This is a genomic window from Methylocaldum sp. RMAD-M (genome assembly GCF_017832375.1).
Lineage (GTDB): Bacteria > Pseudomonadota > Gammaproteobacteria > Methylococcales > Methylococcaceae > Methylocaldum.
Genome location: NZ_JAFIBZ010000012.1, coordinates 1 through 16947 on the forward strand (window position 1 = coordinate 1; position 16947 = coordinate 16947).

The 16947-nt window shown below is 58.8% G+C and carries 18 protein-coding genes; 17 read left to right on the top strand and 1 reads right to left on the bottom strand.

Annotation, left to right across the window (positions count from 1 at the left end):
- The first annotated feature begins 75 nt into the window (after positions 1-75).
- The 12 genes from JOD69_RS12990 to JOD69_RS13045 all read left to right on the top strand — a co-directional run bounded on the left by JOD69_RS12990 (position 76) and on the right by JOD69_RS13045 (position 13073).
- Positions 76-2967, top strand: coding sequence for an RHS repeat domain-containing protein (locus tag JOD69_RS12990; protein WP_210023980.1), 2892 nt, complete (start codon positions 76-78; stop codon positions 2965-2967).
- 5 nt (positions 2968-2972) lie between these two features.
- Entirely contained in the window at positions 2973-3656 is a 684-nt protein-coding gene (locus JOD69_RS12995; RefSeq protein WP_139841073.1) for a hypothetical protein, read from the top strand.
- A 133-nt stretch (positions 3657-3789) separates the two neighbouring features.
- Positions 3790-4269: an RHS repeat-associated core domain-containing protein gene (locus tag JOD69_RS25080; RefSeq protein WP_348529961.1), complete on the top strand. Its 480-nt coding sequence runs from the start codon at positions 3790-3792 to the stop codon at positions 4267-4269.
- Between the two features lie 49 nt (positions 4270-4318).
- Entirely contained in the window at positions 4319-4687 is a 369-nt protein-coding gene (locus JOD69_RS13005) for a hypothetical protein (protein WP_139841072.1), read from the top strand.
- Positions 4684-4926 carry a hypothetical protein gene (locus tag JOD69_RS13010; protein WP_139841071.1) on the top strand — a complete coding sequence of 81 codons (243 nt, stop codon included), beginning with the start codon at positions 4684-4686 and terminating at the stop codon, positions 4924-4926. The genes JOD69_RS13005 and JOD69_RS13010 overlap by 4 nt, the downstream gene beginning before the upstream one ends.
- A gap of 33 nt (positions 4927-4959) precedes the next feature.
- Positions 4960-5475 carry a hypothetical protein gene (locus JOD69_RS13015; protein WP_086134221.1) on the top strand — a complete coding sequence of 172 codons (516 nt, stop codon included), beginning with the start codon at positions 4960-4962 and terminating at the stop codon, positions 5473-5475.
- A 52-nt stretch (positions 5476-5527) separates the two neighbouring features.
- On the top strand, positions 5528-5707 hold the full coding sequence (locus tag JOD69_RS13020) for a hypothetical protein (protein ID WP_139841070.1): 180 nt from the start codon (positions 5528-5530) through the stop codon (positions 5705-5707).
- Between the two features lie 26 nt (positions 5708-5733).
- Entirely contained in the window at positions 5734-6237 is a 504-nt protein-coding gene (gene xrtM / locus JOD69_RS13025) for an exosortase family protein XrtM (RefSeq protein ID WP_086134220.1), read from the top strand.
- Positions 6224-6844, top strand: coding sequence for a hypothetical protein (locus JOD69_RS13030; protein WP_077732627.1), 621 nt, complete (start codon positions 6224-6226; stop codon positions 6842-6844). Before xrtM ends, JOD69_RS13030 begins: the two co-directional genes overlap by 14 nt.
- A gap of 481 nt (positions 6845-7325) precedes the next feature.
- Positions 7326-8498: an ATP-binding protein gene (locus tag JOD69_RS13035; RefSeq protein WP_077732626.1), complete on the top strand. Its 1173-nt coding sequence runs from the start codon at positions 7326-7328 to the stop codon at positions 8496-8498.
- A 580-nt stretch (positions 8499-9078) separates the two neighbouring features.
- Positions 9079-10524: a 3' terminal RNA ribose 2'-O-methyltransferase Hen1 gene (locus tag JOD69_RS13040; RefSeq protein ID WP_086134219.1), complete on the top strand. Its 1446-nt coding sequence runs from the start codon at positions 9079-9081 to the stop codon at positions 10522-10524.
- On the top strand, positions 10521-13073 hold the full coding sequence (locus tag JOD69_RS13045; RefSeq protein WP_086134218.1) for a polynucleotide kinase-phosphatase: 2553 nt from the start codon (positions 10521-10523) through the stop codon (positions 13071-13073). The genes JOD69_RS13040 and JOD69_RS13045 overlap by 4 nt, the downstream gene beginning before the upstream one ends.
- A 198-nt stretch (positions 13074-13271) precedes the next feature.
- On the opposite strand, the gene JOD69_RS13050 is transcribed toward JOD69_RS13045, so the two are convergent.
- Positions 13272-13478 carry a CopG family transcriptional regulator gene (locus tag JOD69_RS13050; RefSeq protein ID WP_077732441.1) on the bottom strand — a complete coding sequence of 69 codons (207 nt, stop codon included), beginning with the start codon at positions 13476-13478 and terminating at the stop codon, positions 13272-13274.
- Between the two features lie 269 nt (positions 13479-13747).
- Here JOD69_RS13050 and JOD69_RS13055 point away from each other — a divergent pair, with 269 nt between their 5' ends.
- The 5 genes from JOD69_RS13055 (at position 13748) to JOD69_RS13075 (ending at position 16940) form a co-directional block, all read left to right on the top strand.
- Entirely contained in the window at positions 13748-14287 is a 540-nt protein-coding gene (locus JOD69_RS13055; protein ID WP_210023981.1) for a hypothetical protein, read from the top strand.
- A gap of 60 nt (positions 14288-14347) precedes the next feature.
- Complete coding sequence (locus tag JOD69_RS13060) at positions 14348-14686, top strand: hypothetical protein (protein ID WP_086134216.1); 339 nt, start codon at positions 14348-14350, stop codon at positions 14684-14686.
- A gap of 320 nt (positions 14687-15006) precedes the next feature.
- Positions 15007-15480 (top strand): GTP-binding protein, encoded by a 474-nt coding sequence (locus JOD69_RS24695; protein WP_086134215.1) that lies wholly within the window; start codon positions 15007-15009, stop codon positions 15478-15480.
- Entirely contained in the window at positions 15477-16259 is a 783-nt protein-coding gene (locus JOD69_RS13070; protein ID WP_077732437.1) for a ZIP family metal transporter, read from the top strand. The genes JOD69_RS24695 and JOD69_RS13070 overlap by 4 nt, the downstream gene beginning before the upstream one ends.
- A 9-nt stretch (positions 16260-16268) precedes the next feature.
- A complete protein-coding gene (locus JOD69_RS13075; RefSeq protein WP_086134214.1) occupies positions 16269-16940 on the top strand; it encodes a DUF1826 domain-containing protein in 672 nt (223 codons plus the stop codon).
- The last annotated feature ends 7 nt before the right edge of the window (positions 16941-16947 follow it).

The following is a 16947-nucleotide window of genomic DNA, read 5'->3' on the forward strand; positions in this document are numbered from 1 at the left end:
AAGACTGCCCTGGGCCTCAGGAGCCCCCGGGATGCCGCCGCCCTCATCGTCGCCGCGGTTGTGACCCGCGACCTGATGGCGCCCACCCAGCCGAGTCTTCAAGCCTGGACCGTTGGCGCCCTGGTCGCGCAGTGGGCCACCGATCAACTCTTGGACACCAGCGTCAGCGTGCGTCTCGGCGACCGATCCTTGAGCTACCGGCAGCTGCCGGACGGCAGCTACGTGGCGCCGCCGGGCGTCACCACCCAGCTGGTCCAGCTGGCCGACGGCACCTTTGAACTCAGGGAGCGCTTCGGCACCGTGCTGGCCTTCGACGCTCAAAACCGAATCCAGCGGCTGACCGACGTCGACGGCAATACCTTAAGCTTCACCTATGACGGCAACGATCGGCTGACCCAGGTCAAGGACGCTTACAACCGCACCTTGACCCTGACCTACACGAACGGCCGGCTCACCCAGGTGGCCGACAACCAGGGCCGGAGCGTCAGCTACAGCTACACCGGCGACGACCTGACCCAATTCCGCGATGCCGAGAACCAGCTGTGGCAATACGGCTATGACGCCAATCACCAGATTGTGACGGTGACCGATCCGGTCAACAGCGTCATCGTCAGCAACGTCTACGACGACCACCACCGGGTCATCCAGCAGACCTCTCCGCGGCAGACCGGCTCCGCGCTGTACCGATTCCACTACACCGGCCTGTCATCGTCGGAGGAAGACCCCGAGGGCCATCGCACCACCTACACCTACGACGACACCGGCCGCACGATCGCCGTCGAAAACGCCCTGGGCCAGATCGCGAGGACCCGCTACGACGGCCAGGGTCATGTCGTCCAACAGACCGATCCCCTGGGCCACGCCACCCAGCACGGCTACGACGGCCAGCACAACCGGGTCCAGTCCGTCAACGCCTTGAACCAGGCCACCGGCTTCACCTACGATGCCCAGCAGCGCCTGATCCGGGTCACCGACGCCCTGGGCCACGCGGCCGAGATCGACTATGACGCCGAGCACCACCCCATCGCCGCGCGCAACGCCTTGGGCCAAGAGACTACTACGGCCTATACCGCGGCCGGCTTGGTACAAAGCCGCACCGACGCCAAGAACGCCGTCACCCACTACACCTACGACGGCAACGGCCATCCGGCCACCGCGAAGACCGGCACGCATCCTGCTGTCGCCACCCAGTACGACGCCATCGGCCGGCTCTTAAGCCTCACCGACCCGGCCGGGGCCGTCACCCAATTCCAGTACGACAAACGGAGTCTGCTCATCCAGCGCACCGATCCCTTAGGGAAGCTCAACACCTCGGGGTACGACAACGCCGGGCGTCTCAATAGCCACACCGACCGCAACGGCGATACCGTCACGACGAGCTACACCCCAAGCGGCCAGCTCGCCCAGATCGTCTACCCCGGCAACCAGACGGTCAGCTTCACCTATGACGCGCTGGACCGCCTGACCGGCATGACCGATCCGAGCGGGACGACCAGCAACACCTATGATGCCGCCGGCCGCCTCACCGCCCACACCGATCCCAACGGCTTCGAGGTCCGGTACGGTTACGACGACGCCGGCAACCTCACCCGGCTCACCTATCCCGGCAACCAGACCGTGAGCTACACCTACGATGCCCTGAACCGGCTGCAGACCGTCACCCTCGACGGGCTCAACCAGACCGAAAGCTACACCTACGATGCCGCCGGCCGGCTGACCCAAACGAATCGGTTCAACGGCAGCCAGACGACCTACGGCTACGACGCTGCCGACCGCCTGACCCAGCTGACCCACACCGCCAACGGCCAGACCCTGGCTCAATACCAATACACCCTCGACGCCAACGGCAACCGCACGAAGGCCCTGGTGACCGAACCCAGGCTCCCGGAACAGCTCATCAATCTCACCCGGACCTACAGCTACAACACGCCGAAGACCCGGCTGACCGGCACCCAGCTCGACGGCGCCGCCACCCCCTACAGCTACGACTTTGAGGGCCAGCTGCAAAGCAACGGCGCGACCACCTTCAGCTTCGACCCCGCCCACCGCCTGACCGGCCGCGGCACCACGAGCTACACCTACGACGGGGTCGGCAACCGGATCCGGGCGACGCGGAACGGCACCGTCACGAAATACGTCTACGACGCCGCGGGCAACCTCCTGGCCGAGGCCGACCAAAACAACACCATCAAACGGTACTACATCCACGGCCTCGGGCTCACCGCCCTGGTCGAGGCCCAGACCAACGCCCTTTACGTCTATCACTTCGACGGCACCGGGCACACCGTCGCCTTGACCGACGCCAGCCAAGAGACCCTCAACACCTACGCCTACGACCCCTACGGCCGGTTGATGGCGCAGACCGAGACCGTTCAACAGCCGTTCCAATACGCCGGCCAGGTCGGCGTCATGGCCGAGGGTCAGAACCTGTACTACATGCGGGCGCGGTATTACGATGCCAGTGTTGGGCGGTTTATCTCGGAAGACCCCATCGGCTTCGACGGCGGACTCAACCTGTATGCCTATGTCGGGGGGAATCCGATCAGCCTGGTGGATCCGACTGGGCTTGTCACAGTTGACAATACTTTCGAGGCTCTTAGTTACTACCTAACTGGAAACGGAGCCCCGGCCGATTTAGGGCAGAATACCCAAACGCTAATAAAAAATAGCCCTGAGCAACTTTACCGTTTGAACAGGATACAAACAGGAGCAACTTCTAGTTTATCTGGGAACTATCAGGTTGATATGACATGGTCGGTATATCACGTAGGAAAAACGCCCGTAGATTATAATACCGTATGTAGCGGCAATTCCTGCACCACAACTTTTACAGCGGGCGTTAGAGATGGTTTTTGGGATCCTACGCAATTCTCATCCGATGGAGCTGGTCCTCGTGGGGAGTTTGGAACCCCATACGCCTATGTCCCGTTTTCCTGGCAGGATACCTACAAAAATCCATATAAGTAGAGACGATGATAATTTTCTATCTAGTAATCGCAATCATAATCAGCGTTGCACTGTTCGGTTGCGTTTTTTTTTCAGGAAAGATTGCAAGATTTTATTTTATAGGCATTATTGCGCTACTTGGCTATATCGTCTCGCTAGAAAATCGGGCGGCATATTGTGGTTTAACGTGGTCATATTCGCCCGTGCCGGCGCTACCATATGGCGTTAAACCTGATTGGGAAAACGGGGTTATTTGGCTTGTAGATTCTGACGGCTTTGGATTGCTTACTCCATATTTAGGATTGTCTCCGCGGGATCCACGACTGCCCTCTCCATCTGAGTATAAGTTGAAAACTCTAAACGGGGAGGAAGTAAGAGTGAACAGAATTCTGGCATATAGCTATGATCCCGCCAGGGTTTATGTCAAAGTCGCGACAAGTCATCCTTCAGTTGAATACGCCATAATAGATCAGCCGAATCCAACTAGAAATAAGATTAGGTTATTTAGTGAAAGCGAACTTACCGAGTACTTGGACGGCTTCTTCCCTAATGATATATCTTGGATTTTTGTTGGCACTAAGGATTGTGGGTCTGTCAATTTTCAGAGATTTATTGCCTATTTTGCCGTAGTAGCTTTTGGTTTATATGGCTTGCAAACAATTAGGCCAAAGACCAAAAATACAGCCCCTAAAAACGACCGCATGCCGTAGCCAACGCGTTATACAGAACTAACCACAACCCCGAGATGATCATCGGCGGCGGCTTACAGGACAGCTACGGCTTTTACCACCTGATCGGCCCGAGGTACCACAAGCTTACACCTACGACGGGATCGGCAATCGGATCAAGGCAACAAGGAATGGCACCGTCACGAAATACGTCTACGACGCGGTGGGCAATCTTTTGGCCGAAGCCAACGCCAGCAACCAGATCACCCGGTATTACATCTATGGGCTGGGTCTGACGGCGCTGATCGAGGCCCAAACCAACGCCCTTTACGTCTACCACTTCGACGGCACCGGGCACACCGTGGCGCTCACCGACGCCAGCCAAGAGACGGTCAACACCTACGCCTACGACCCCTACGGCCGGCTGATGGCGCAGACCGAAACGGTTCCACAGCCGTTCCAATACGCCGGCCAGGTCGGGGTGATGGCCGAGGGCCAGAACCTGTACTACATGCGGGCGCGGTATTACGATGCCAGTGTCGGGCGGTTCATCTCGGAAGACCCCATCGGCTTCGAGGGCGGACTGAACCTGTATGCCTATGTCGGGGGGGAATCCGATTACCTTGGTGGATCCGAGCGGACTCAGTCCCACTGAAGGAGCGCGCATATCGCAAGCCCAAATCGTTCAGTTTCAACAGGAGGCGTTGGACATTGCGATTGGCTTTGCCTTACCGACAAGTAAGGTTGGCAATTTACTTAACGGGCTGGCAAAGGGGATAGTAGCTAAGACTGGATTGAAGGTAGAGGGCTTTACAGGACATGGGGTTGATCGTGCAATAGGAAATGGTAGTGACCGAGCAGGGGTTTCGCCACAGGGAATCTTGGATGCATTGAAAAACCCATTGAAGATCGGTGATGTGAAAATCGATCAACTAGGTCGGCAAAGTCAACGGTTTATAGGTGAGATGGGTGAAGTTGTTGTCAACCCACAGACAGGAAAAATAATATCTGTTAATCCAACATCTACGAGCAAAGCTGCTCGACTAAGAAGTCAGTTAGAGAGTTCCCCATGATTTCGCTAAGCTGCGAAGATGTTCGATATATGCTTGCAACGCTCGAACTAACACCTGAATTGCGTCAAGTATTAGAGCAACTGTCGGTGGAAGGAGGGGCAGTAAGTGAGGAGCAAGCAGACGAATTAAGGGATAGATGTAACGATAAGCTTGATGTCTGCGGTTACGATGAGAACTACGATCTGAATCAAGACGGTAAAAAGCTTGAGGCTTTGGTAGATAAGCTCTACGTTGGTTAAGAACGCGGGCATAAACCCTGCTGGAGCACTCCGATGACTTTGTCTAAAGCACTAGAGGCGGATCGGAACGGGCAGATTGAACGAGCTGCGGATGAATACGAAAGCGCGTTAGCTCACGATGCCAATGATTTAGTCGCAATAGTAAATCTTTTAGTGCTTTATTGGCAGTCAACCGACTATGGGTTTTCTTTGGCTCATCGGCTGTCTCAGCCCTTCATTGCAAATGCGGGCACCCGGCTGGCTCAGCTTCTAAACACAGCAAGGGAGCGATTCCCCGAGTGCCCCGAGGTGTTATTTTGGACGAGGTATATTGCCTGGGCTGATCGGGGTGATGCATTTGACCCAGACGAATGTCGAGTATTGCTCAAGCGATATCCAGATTACCTTGAACCGGCAATGGCGCTTTTTTCGTTAAGCCAAGGCAAAGAAGCAGCTGATATGGCAATCGAACTGTTAAACCGGTGCCGTGCCGATAATACAACCCGATCTCGCTACGTTGCGTCGGTTATCGAGGGTGTATTAAAGCGGAGGAAATTCACGCAGGTGTGAGTTCGATAGCGTCCATTGCCGTATTAAAGCAACTAACCGGACGGCGTTATCCTTGAGCTATCGGACGAACCTCTACAACCCCCTGTCCTTGGACAGCCCCAATGCGAGTCACCAGTCGCAGGCTTTACGCAACCGCATCGATGATTCCACCCCTGCGGAGTGCCAGTTCGCCGGTGACATCTGCGACGCCATTCAGGCTCCCGATCCATTTCTTCTTAGAGTCTTGCCATGACAACGCTTCGGTCTTACGAACGTTCAATGTATTCGCCTGGGTGGTTTCAACTGCTGCTCTTCCTCGGATGGTATGGGGCGTTCCACTACGCCTATTTCCAAATACCCGATGACGTGTTCAGAGAGCTGTATCACCGGGGATTGGGTACGCTTTGCGCGGACCTGATCAATCTGCTCGCGCCCACGGAACGGGTGTCGGCTGTTCAGAATCGGCTGGTGTCGCCACAGGCCGACCTGGAAATCGTCCGAGGCTGCGACGGCGCGGGCGCGTTGTTTCTGGTGATCTCGGCCATCTTGGCTTTCCCTTCTACGATCACGCGCAAATGGATCGGGATCGGCTTGGGCGTTTCGTTGATGTATGGCCTCAACCTGATCCGGATCAGCGGGCTGTATTTCGTCATCGCCCATTATCGCGACTGGTTCCAGTTGATCCACACCTATCTCGCGCCGACCTTGATCATCGTGATCGGTTGCCTGTTCTTCGCCGGGTGGGCGGCGGGCGCCTTGCGATCCGCCGATGCAGCGCGCTGATTGGCTCAAGCTCTCCGCGAAAGCCGTGGCGGCCTGGCTCGGATTGTCGGCCTTGGGAATCTATCTCAGCGCACCCTTGGCGGAACTGATGTTGCCGCTGTTCCGGTTCGTCATCCTGTCGGTTGCCCCCGAATACGCACCGTCGCTCAAACTGGTCGCGGACAATCACGATGTCCTCATCCAGCTCGAAGCCTGGCTGTTGCAGCCGTTGCCCTTGGGCGGCGGCCAACAGATTCCGGCGGGCCTGGCAGTAACGACCGGAACCCATCTGATGCATACCCTGGTTCCGGTGGTCATCGAAGGGTCCCTCCTGATGGCCTGGCCCACGCGGCGCTGGGTCGAACGCGCGGTGTTGCTGGTATTGGGTGTGCCGACGTCGATATTCATCGTCGGCCTCACCGGCCCTTTTGTATTGCTGGGAACGCTGGAAATCCAGCTTCAGGACATGGCGCAACAGGCCCATGTGGTGCGCAATGAACCCCTGACGTTGACGTGGATGATCTTTAACGAGATGGGTGGACGTTGGATGCTAGCCATAACCGCGGCCATCTTGTGCCTACAAGTACAAAGGGGACTATTCGGCAAAGTTGGGCACTCCACAGCGTGAGCGGCGGGTTTCCCTTTAATTTCCGGTCCATACACGGTCTCTCAAGAAATTTACTCGACTGTATCCTAAGGGCGCGTACTGCTCGCTCGAGTTTGAAGGAAGGGGACATTCGTGAACGACCGGTATCGGTCAAGACGAATGGTCGTTGAGGCCAAATTTCAGACGGTGAGAGCAACCTCTGTTTCTGGCCGTATAGGGCACTTCGGTGGCTATCGGAAATCCATCTGAACTCATGCTTGGCTCTATCGAGGCGGGCGCCAACGCGATTTTCAGTTCATTGCGATGCACCAGGATCGAGGTATTGTTGCCGAAGCCGCCTTTCGGCATGGTGTCCCGGTTGGGAAAGAACCGGTCGTAGGAGGCGAGTTTGAGTTGTTGGGGACTAGAAAGCGGCTTCGATCCAACTGATCTCGTCAGATCATGGCTCGCCAATAGTTTATCAAACCTTGTATATCATCCACATGATGGATAATATGCAAGGATGATTGCTCGCCGTATTCTGCCCATCGTAAGAGAAGCCCTGAGCGACCAGGCCGCCGTCGCCTTGATAGGCCCCCGCCAGGTCGGCAAGACCACCTTGGCCTTGACCCTGGCGCAGGAGCGTCCTTCCGTCTACCTGGATCTGGAGTCACGGGAAGACCGCGCCAAATTGACCGATCCGGAATTATTCCTGCGAAACGTCCGGGACCGCATGGTTGTTCTGGACGAGATCCATCGAATGCCGGATTTGTTCCAGAGCCTGCGCGGACTGATCGATGAGGGACGCCGCAGCGGCTATCGAACCGGGCGCTTCCTGATTCTGGGGTCTGCCTCCCTGAGCTTGCTCCGCCAATCCGGCGAGAGCTTGGCGGGCCGGATCGCTTACGTCAATATGGGGCCATTCGATATTCTGGAAACCTCGGCCGGCAATGGCGAAGACGTCGCTCGGTTATGGGTGCGGGGTGGATTTCCCAACAGCTTTCTCGCGGCGGACGATCGGAAAAGCTTGCGTTGGCGCAGGGATTTCATCCGTTCCTATCTGGAGCGGGAAATTCCGCTATTCGGTCCACGGGTACCGGCGGAGACCCTCGAGCGCCTGTGGACGATGTTGGCCTATGAGCAGGGCGACCTGTTGAATGCCTCGCGCCTTGCCACCTCCCTGATGATCAGCGCGCAAACCGTAACACGCTACATCGATTTACTGGTCGATCTGTTACTGATCCGCCGCCTGCGGCCGTTCCACGCCAATCTTGGCAAACGCCTGGTCAAGTCCCCAAAGGTGTATCTTCGAGACAGCGGCATAGCCCATGCCCTGCTGGGGTTGACGGACTATAACGCGCTCAGTGGCCATCCCGCTGTTGGCGCGAGTTGGGAAGGTTTTGTCATCGAAAATCTGCTCGCGGCTGCACCGGAGCAAACACTGCCAAGCTTTTACCGCACCGCCGTCGGCGCCGAGATCGATCTGCTACTGGAGATGCCGGGCCAAGGCCTGTGGGCTATCGAAATCAAGCGAGGTCTGTCTCCAAAGTTGGAAAAAGGCTTCCAGATCGCCTGCGATGATCTGCGGCCGGATCGACGTATTGTCGTGTATGGAGGTAGCGACCGCTATCCCATCAAGGCGGATGTTGAAGTGATCGGGCTCAGAGCTTTGGTGGAAATGCTCGCGGCACTTTGAGGCTCACGGCCCACGTCCCTGCCAATTTGCGCCGAACGCTCGCTTTCGGCCGAGACTTGCCCAATGGTGCGCGGGTACGTAAGACCGCTCGGAAGCCGCCATCGGGTCCACGTATGGTCGAACCGCAGGGGTTGGCACGAAGCACTCGCTCGGCCTCAAAGGAAGCGGACGCTCATGAATAAGCGGTATTGAGCGAGCCGAATGGCTGCTTCGGCCGAACTGCCGCCGGACAGATATATAGCGCGCCCAATGATTGCTTAACGGCCATTTCTACCGTTCGCGTTTGAGCATCAGCCAGCTAGAATGTCGACTTCACGAAGCCCTGTTCGAATTGTAAATTTGGTCAAGGGCGGACCTCAACGATCCAAATCTGAGTGACAGTTGTAAAAGGCATACCTGCCTTTCAAGTTGCCCTTAATCTGTCGCCCCCCCGTGAAACCTCGTTCTGCACTTTCGCGTGCTAAACTCAAATCGCTGACTCCATCGTTACACGGATGATACGGTCGATTTTGGCGTCGACGTTTTCCGCTTCCGCCCTGATGGATGGATGTGATCATGCCCCTCACCATGGAAGCTCTTCATGCTCCTGACCCTCACCAACACCCAGTCGCCCGCAACGGATCTGGGATTTCTGCTGCATAAGCATCCGGACAGGGTGCAGACGTTTTCCCTCAGCTTCGGCGAGGCCCACGTGTTTTATCCAGAGGCATCACCCGACCGCTGCACCGCGTGCTTGTTGGTGGCGGTCGATCCGGTGGGGCTGGTGCGGGGCAAGACGCAGGCAAGCCGCGGGCTGCTGGACCAATACGTCAACGATCGCCCCTATACCGCTTCTTCATTCCTGTCGGTGGCCATCGGCGAGGTGTATTCCTCGGCCTTGCAGGGCCGCTGCAATGCCCGGCCGGACCTGGTGGAGCAACGGTTATCGCTGAATGTAAAGCTGCCTGCCGTATCGGTCCGGGGAGAAACCGGATTGATTCACGCTCTATTCGAGCCGCTCGGCTATGAGGTGGAAGCGACCCGATTGCCCCTCGACGAACATTTCCCGGAGTGGGGGGACAGTCCTTATGTGGCGCTGACCCTTGCCGCCTGCACGACCGTCAAGAACGTCCTGTCGCATTTGTATGTGCTACTGCCGGTCCTGGACGACACGAAGCATTACTGGGTCGGTCAGGATGAGCTGGAAAAACTGCTGCGCCATGGTGCAAGCTGGCTGGCCACGCACCCGGAGAAGGAACTGATCGCCCGCCGCTATCTGCGTCACCAGCGCAGCCTGGCTCTGGAAGCCCTTTCCCGACTCGATGTGCCCGAAGAGGACGACGGCATCGAACCGAATGGTCCGGTCACGGAGGTTGGAAATATGGCGGTGAACGATATGGCCTTCATCACTTCGGAAGAGGCGGCGGTCGAGTCCCCCCTGTCCCTCAATGAGGCTCGTATTCGCGCCGTGTTGGAGGTTCTGCATGCTGCCGAAGCAGAGTCCGTGGTCGATTTGGGATGTGGCGAGGCGAAGTTGCTATCCCGGTTGTTGAAGGACAGTCGCATCGGCCGACTGGTCGGCCTCGACGTGTCGATCCGCGCGTTGGAAATCGCCGCGAAGCGTCTGAACCTGGACCGGTTGCCGCCGCGGGTACGGGATCGGATTACGCTGCTTCACGGCGGGCTGACTTACCGAGATGCGCGCATCGAAGGGTTCGATGCCGCCTTGGCCATCGAAGTGATCGAGCACTTGGACTTGGGGCGTCTGGCAGCTTTCGAGAAAGTGCTGTTCGGCTGTGCCCGGCCGCGCATCGCCATCGTGACCACGCCTAACGTGGAATACAACATCCGCTACGAAACCCTCCCGGCGGGACGATTGCGCCATCACGACCATCGGTTCGAGTGGACGCCGACGGAGTTCCAGTCCTGGGGCCGGCGCGTGGCCGACCATCATGGCTATCAAGTGCGTTTCCAACCTATCGGCGAGATCGACCCCGAGTTGGGTGCACCGACGCAAATGGCTGTGTTCGAGCGGGAGGCGGCATGAAGATCACGCTTCCCGAATTGTCCCTGGTGGTGTTGATCGGTCCAAGCGGATCCGGTAAATCCACCTTCGCCCGGAAGCATTTTCTGTCCACCGAGGTGATTTCATCGGATTACTGCCGGGGTTTGGTGGCCGACGATGAAAACGACCAGTCGGCGACCGGCGATGCCTTCGACATCCTTCATTACGTGGTCGGCAAACGCCTGAAAAGGGGACGTCTCGCGGTCGTGGACGCCACCAACGTCCGGGCCGAGGATCGCAAGCCTCTGGTGGTGCTCGCTAGGGAATACCACTGCTTGCCCGTGGCCATCGTCATGGCCATGCAGGAGCATGTCTGCCATGAGCGCAACGCCGAACGGCCGGACCGGTCGTTCGGTCCCCACGTCGTCCGCAATCAGGCCGCCGCCCTGAACCGCTCGCTGCGCGGATTGGAACGGGAAGGCTTCCGCTACGTGTACCGGCTGCGCACTCCAGAAGAGGCCGACAGCGTGGAGATTCACCGTCAACCCCTGTGGAACAACCGCAAGACCGAGACGGGACCGTTCGACATCATCGGCGACGTGCATGGCTGTTACGACGAACTGGTGCAGCTGCTCACCCGCTTGGGTTACGAAGTGCGCCGCGACGGCGACAATATCGCCGTATTTCATCCGCAAGGACGCAAGCTGGTTTTTGTCGGAGATCTGGTGGATCGCGGCCCCAACATCCCCGACGTATTGCGGTTGGCGATGGGGGCGGTGGAAAACGGCAACGGCTACTGCGTAGTCGGCAATCACGACTTGAAGCTGGCCAGGGCGTTGCGCGGCCGTCAGGTCCAGAAGACCCATGGCCTGGCTGAATCGCTGGCACAACTGGAAAGCGAAACTCCGGAATTCCGGGACACGGTCGCAAAATTCCTGGACGGCCTGATCAGCCATTACGTATTTGACGGGGGCAAGCTGGCGGTTGCCCACGCCGGTCTTCCCGAAACCATGCACGGCCGTGGGTCCGGCAAGGTTCGCGAGTTCGCCCTGTACGGCGAGACCACCGGCGAAACCGACGAATATGGACTACCCGTCCGTTACAACTGGGCAGCCGATTACCGCGGACGTGCCGCCGTGGTGTACGGGCATACACCGGTACCGCGCGCCGAATGGTTCAACAACACCTTGTGCCTGGACACCGGGTGCGTGTTCGGCGGCGAACTGACGGCCCTGCGCTGGCCGGAAAAGGAACTGGTCGCCGCGCCGGCGATGGCCACCTACTACGAACCGGTTCGCCCGCTGCTTTCGGCTCAGACCGAAACACTTTCACTGCAACAGGCGGCTGACGATTTGCTCGATTACGCCGACGTGTCCGGCAAACGCATTCTCCATCCGCGGTTAGGACATACCGTTACGACTCGCCCCGAAAACGCCGCGGCGGCGTTGGAAGTCATGACCCGCTTCGCGGCGGACCCACGTTGGCTGGTCTATCTGCCGCCCACCATGTCTCCCTCGGAGACCAGCGAACTCGACGGCTTCCTGGAACATCCGCGCGAGGCATTGGACTATTATCGTAAGGCCGGTGTCGGTTCCGTCGTGTGCGAGGAGAAGCACATGGGTTCCCGTGCTGTCGTCGCGATTGCCCGGGATGAAGCGGCGGTCTTGCGCCGTTTCGGAGTGGCCGGCGAAGGCCGGGGTATCGTTTACACCCGCACCGGGCGGCGCTTCTTCAACGAGCCCGACTTGGAAAAGGGGGTACTCGATCGTCTGGGCGAAGCCTTGAGCGCTGCAGGATTCTGGGAAGAGTTCCAGACCGACTGGTTCATTCTCGATTGCGAACTGATGCCGTGGTCGCTCAAAGCCAAGGAATTGCTGACCCGGCAATACGGTGCCGTAGGGGCCGCCAGTAAGGCGATGTTGCGTCCGGCCCAGGAATGGATCGCCGCCGCCGAAACGCGGGGCCTCGACATTTCGGCGTTACGAGACCGCTATACCGAACGAGCCCGCGATGCCCAGCGTTTCGTCGATGCCTACCGGCGCTGCTGCTGGCATGTCCATTCGCTGGACGACATTCGCCTCGCGCCCTTCCATCTGCTCGCCTCCGAAGGCAAAGTACACGCCGACCGCACCCATGTCTGGCACATGGAAACTTTACATCGCCTCTCCCGGCATGGCGACGGCTTCCTGCTCGCCACGCCGTTCCGGATCATCGATCTGAGCGACGACGCTGCCCGTGCAGGTCTGGAGGACTGGTGGCTCGGACTCACCGATGAAGGGGGCGAAGGCATCGTCGTCAAACCGGTGGACTTCATACCGAAGCTTTCCGGCAAACCGGTTCAGCCGGCACTGAAATGCCGCGGCCGGGATTACCTGCGCATTATCTATGGTCCGGAATATACCCAACCGGCCAATCTCCAGCGGCTACGCAGACGCGCCCTGTCCGGCAAACGGGCGCTGGCCGTCCGGGAGTTTGCATTGGGGCTGGAGGCTTTGGAACGCTTCGTCGCAGGAGAGCCGCTAAGGCGGGTACACGAATGCGTGTTCGGCGTGCTGGCGCTGGAGTCGGAACCGGTCGATCCGAGGCTTTAACTGGATCCCGTTGACTCTCGCGAAGGCTTTTTAGCGATTCTTCAAATGTGGCACCGAAAAGAATTTCAATGTGGGGACAGATGTTGTGCGACCACAAGTTGCCGATAACCAGTCATTCCTGAAAACGCGCTTCGCTCACCGCAAAAGGTACACTGGCAGACCGGCATCAATCAGAACGCTTCGCGCGCAACTTGGCCTTCACTTTGGCTGAGACGTCTTCCGACACGCTGGAACGCCCGTCGGAGTGCCGCTCCTGACCTGTTGCAACAGGCTTGCCGGGCTCTTGAGCCCTAAAACCCGCTCAAGCGCATCCTTGACGAATTCCGACTTGGTGACGCCGAGGCGCCGGACTTCCTGATCCAGCCGCGCCTCCAACGCCGGATCGAGTCTGACCGAAATAGGCATAGGCTTCACCCATCTTGAAAATACAATCACACCTTACCGACCAATAGGATGTTCGACAAAACAAACGGTAAAGAGCCAAAAGGTCCGGAAAAGAAGGGAAAAAGGACCGGACAGGGCTTGAATGGAAAGGGTACCCGTCCTCCAACAAATGGAATTGGAATATGGAAACGCCTGTAGCCAAACCGCCCACAAATCGATGAACGGTTTCCGTTTGAGTCCACCGGATAATGCTTGCACCATCGGCGCCACATCATCGATACGGACCGCCGATGCGACAGCTCCCCTACCCCACACTGCTTCCGATCCTCGCGCTCATCCTGACGTTATCCGGCTGTGCCAGACACACGAAGCGTCTGTCCGGACCACCTGCAAAACCGGTAGAGAATCGTCCTGATGCCCAAGCGAATCCGGTAGCCTCCGGGAACCGTCAGGTGAAGACCCTTGATCCGATCCGGGTCCAAACCGGGCGCTACTCGGTGGTGACGGCGAGGCCCAGCGCCGAACAGGTCAATCCGCTTCTCATGGTCATCGATGTCCGCCTCCCGCGGGACATTTTTACGGTCAGGGACGCGGCGGAGTATCTGTTGCGGCATTCCGGGTATCGGCTTGCCGATCCCGATGAACACGGCCCAAAGGTGCAGGTGCTGCTGAATCAGACGGTTCCCGATGTCCAGCGCCATCTCGGACCGCTCACCGTGCAGGACGCCTTGCGGGTCCTCGGCGGGCCGGCCTTTCGCCTCCAGGTGGATCCGGTCCACCGGGTCGTCAGCTACGAACTCCTCCCGAACGATGAGACGGGAGGTCTCTGATGAACGCATCAGAAGGGCCGGGTCCCCATCTCAGCGTGGATCGTATGGGTCGGAACGGCGATGCTAGCGGTCGCCTGCGGCCAAAAACCCGAGGAGCCCACCCGTCCGGTGCTCGATGGCGAAATGGACGCCCCGGTGACGGCGGAAATCCGCGCGATCATAGAAGCAAGCCCGATCCAGGCCGAAATTTGCGATCTTCACATTTGGCGCGTCGGCAAAGGCAAGTTCGCTTGCATCGGCAACCTGGCCATGGGAGAGGATATTCACCCGGAGTACTTCAGAGGGCTATTACGCGTTCACCAGGAGCTGGTTCATGTCACGGTCGAGGCCAGCAGTGACTCCTGGCCCAGGCTACTCAAGAATGCAGAGGCCCTCCTCGGCGGAGTCATCCGAGGATGACATCCGCCTTGACGCCGGCCAGTAGCCGCAACATAGATCCATGAGCTTGCGGCCCAGATCAGTTATGTTATATAGTCACATCATTGATCTGGGCAGGACGTGATCGATCCATGATGTCAACCCCTGTTTCGCCGCCCATGGAACTGTTTCATCCTCCCATACCTACCACGCTGGCTGTCGCAACCGGGCCATCCCCGCCGAACAGCTGCGTGGAAAGCGGTGATCGTTTCAGCTGTTGACGCAAACAAGCCCTTAAGTCCCGGAACCAACGGAGTAACGTGCGCCTCATTTCCAAATAATGTAACGCTATAACATTTTATATGACTCTTCAGTCGTCGATGCGTACAGCCAACTCGGATCACTTGCCGCGCAAACTGCTCGTTACCGTATTGTCGGGTTTCGCTCGACCTGGCAAGACAACCCTGCTCAATCACCTTCTGTCCAATCGGGAAAAGCGCCTGGTGGCGGTGATCGTCAACGACCGACGCGAGGTCGGACGACTGCCGCACGAGAGGCGCTTCGGCTACCCGGCGATCGACAAATTCGCCCGGAGCGAATTTGGGGGCATGGAGGCCCGCAGAATGAAACACAAGAATGCGTGTGATCGGTCCGCAGGTATCGCAGGACCGTTGCCCACCGACGCGGCATTCACCTTTCGCGGCGAGGACGGCGCAAGCCTCTCCGCCATGGCGCGATCCGCTACGCTGGTCACGGTGGCTGACGTCGGCTCCGAGGTCTGGCGAGCCTGCGAAGACCGTTTCCCGGCGTGGCCTCAGGACGAGGCGGACGCGTGAACGACTGGGTCACCGCGATCTATGCCTTGGCCGCGGGACTGACGGTCAGCCTGGTCTCGTTCAGCGGGTTGTTCGTCCTGTGGATAAAGCCGGAACGGCTGGCGGCCATAGTGCCTAATCTGGTCTCCCTGGCGGTGGGCGTATTGCTGGGCGATGCCTTCATCCATCTGATTCCCGATGCGGCCGCGCGCCACGGCTCGGTGTCGACGGTCTGCATGACCGCCCTCGTCGGCGTATTCGTCTTTTTCCTGCTGGAGAAAGCGGTGCGCTGGCGCCATGACCATCGTTTCGCGCTCGATACCGGCTCCGAAGATATTCGGCCCCTGGCCAGAATGAACCTGATCGGCGATGCCATCCACAACTTCGTCGACGGCATCCTGATTGCCGGCAGCTTCCTGGCCGATCCGATCCTCGGCTTCACCACCACCTTCGCCATCGTGGCCCATGAAGTCCCCCAGGAATTGGGCGACGTGGGCGCCTTGGTCTACGGCGGCTACACTCCGCGGCAGGCCGTGCTCTACAACTTTTATTGCTCGCTGACGGTAATGGCTGGCGTCGTTTTCACCCTGGCCCTGGGTCAGGCGGCCGAGTCCTCCCTGATCCTGCTGCTGCCCCTCGCCGCCGGCGGTTTCATCTATATCGCCGGCTCCGACCTGATTCCCGCCCTGCACGAAATTCCCACCCTGCCCGGCCTGGTCGGACAAGCGACCACCTTCGGCCTCGGGATCGGCTTCATGCAAGGCATCGTCGTTTTCGAAAACCTGTTGTTACCCGGATAAGGAGGTTCCATGACCGCATCCGCCAACCGGATCGAACCCGCTCAAAACGTTTCTTTCGCCGTCCAGTCGAACGATCTGGCCGACCTCGCCCGCATTTACGAGCCTGGGGTGAGCCTGTGCCTGATTCACAGGCAACCCGAGGAGCCGCTTCGGAGGTTTGTTACCGAACTCCTGCGAAGCCCGATTGAAATCGAACTGGCCGAAGAAATTCGTTTCGAGCATTTCGATTTCGGCTCGCTGTTGCCGGAGTGCAAGCACATTTCGGGGCATGACGACTGGTGGCGCGATGTCGCCCGCTTGACCGGCGCCTATTACGACTTGTTCGAATCCGAGCTGGCGGGCCTCCGCCTTCGCACCTTGGCCAAGCCCATGTGTCCGCGCTTCCACGTCGATCATGTGCCCGCTCGTCTGGTCTGCACCTACGGCGGCGTCGGCACCCAGTGGCTGCCGGCTGACTGCGTGGACCGGACCAAGCTGGGACCCGGTGCGCAAGGGTTGCCCGACGAGGAGTCCGGGCTGATTCTGGATGAAACCGCGATCCACGCCATGCCGCCCTATGCGGTCGGGCTGATGAAAGGCGGCAAGTGGGAGGGCAACAAGGGCCACGGGCTGGTGCACCGCTCGCCCAAGCCGACGCCGGCGGAACCGCGCCGTCTCCTATTGACCCTGGATCTGCTGTGAGCGCCGA

Bases quoted from the DNA above. Each gene is read 5' to 3' on its own strand.
- JOD69_RS13015 (WP_086134221.1), top strand. From the start codon at position 4,960: ATGACTTTGTCTAAAGCACTAGAGGCGGATCGGAACGGGCAGATTGAA.
- JOD69_RS13040 (WP_086134219.1), top strand. From the start codon at position 9,079: ATGCTCCTGACCCTCACCAACACCCAGTCGCCCGCAACGGATCTGGGA.
- JOD69_RS13030 (WP_077732627.1), top strand. From the start codon at position 6,224: ATGCAGCGCGCTGATTGGCTCAAGCTCTCCGCGAAAGCCGTGGCGGCC.
- xrtM (WP_086134220.1), top strand. From the start codon at position 5,734: ATGTATTCGCCTGGGTGGTTTCAACTGCTGCTCTTCCTCGGATGGTAT.
- JOD69_RS13045 (WP_086134218.1), top strand. From the start codon at position 10,521: ATGAAGATCACGCTTCCCGAATTGTCCCTGGTGGTGTTGATCGGTCCA.
- JOD69_RS13060 (WP_086134216.1), top strand. From the start codon at position 14,348: ATGCTAGCGGTCGCCTGCGGCCAAAAACCCGAGGAGCCCACCCGTCCG.
- JOD69_RS13035 (WP_077732626.1), top strand. From the start codon at position 7,326: ATGATTGCTCGCCGTATTCTGCCCATCGTAAGAGAAGCCCTGAGCGAC.
- JOD69_RS13010 (WP_139841071.1), top strand. From the start codon at position 4,684: ATGATTTCGCTAAGCTGCGAAGATGTTCGATATATGCTTGCAACGCTC.
- JOD69_RS13050 (WP_077732441.1), bottom strand. From the start codon at position 13,478: ATGCCTATTTCGGTCAGACTCGATCCGGCGTTGGAGGCGCGGCTGGAT.
- JOD69_RS13075 (WP_086134214.1), top strand. From the start codon at position 16,269: ATGACCGCATCCGCCAACCGGATCGAACCCGCTCAAAACGTTTCTTTC.
- JOD69_RS24695 (WP_086134215.1), top strand. From the start codon at position 15,007: ATGACTCTTCAGTCGTCGATGCGTACAGCCAACTCGGATCACTTGCCG.
- JOD69_RS13055 (WP_210023981.1), top strand. From the start codon at position 13,748: ATGCGACAGCTCCCCTACCCCACACTGCTTCCGATCCTCGCGCTCATC.
- JOD69_RS12995 (WP_139841073.1), top strand. From the start codon at position 2,973: ATGATAATTTTCTATCTAGTAATCGCAATCATAATCAGCGTTGCACTG.
- JOD69_RS12990 (WP_210023980.1), top strand. From the start codon at position 76: ATGGCGCCCACCCAGCCGAGTCTTCAAGCCTGGACCGTTGGCGCCCTG.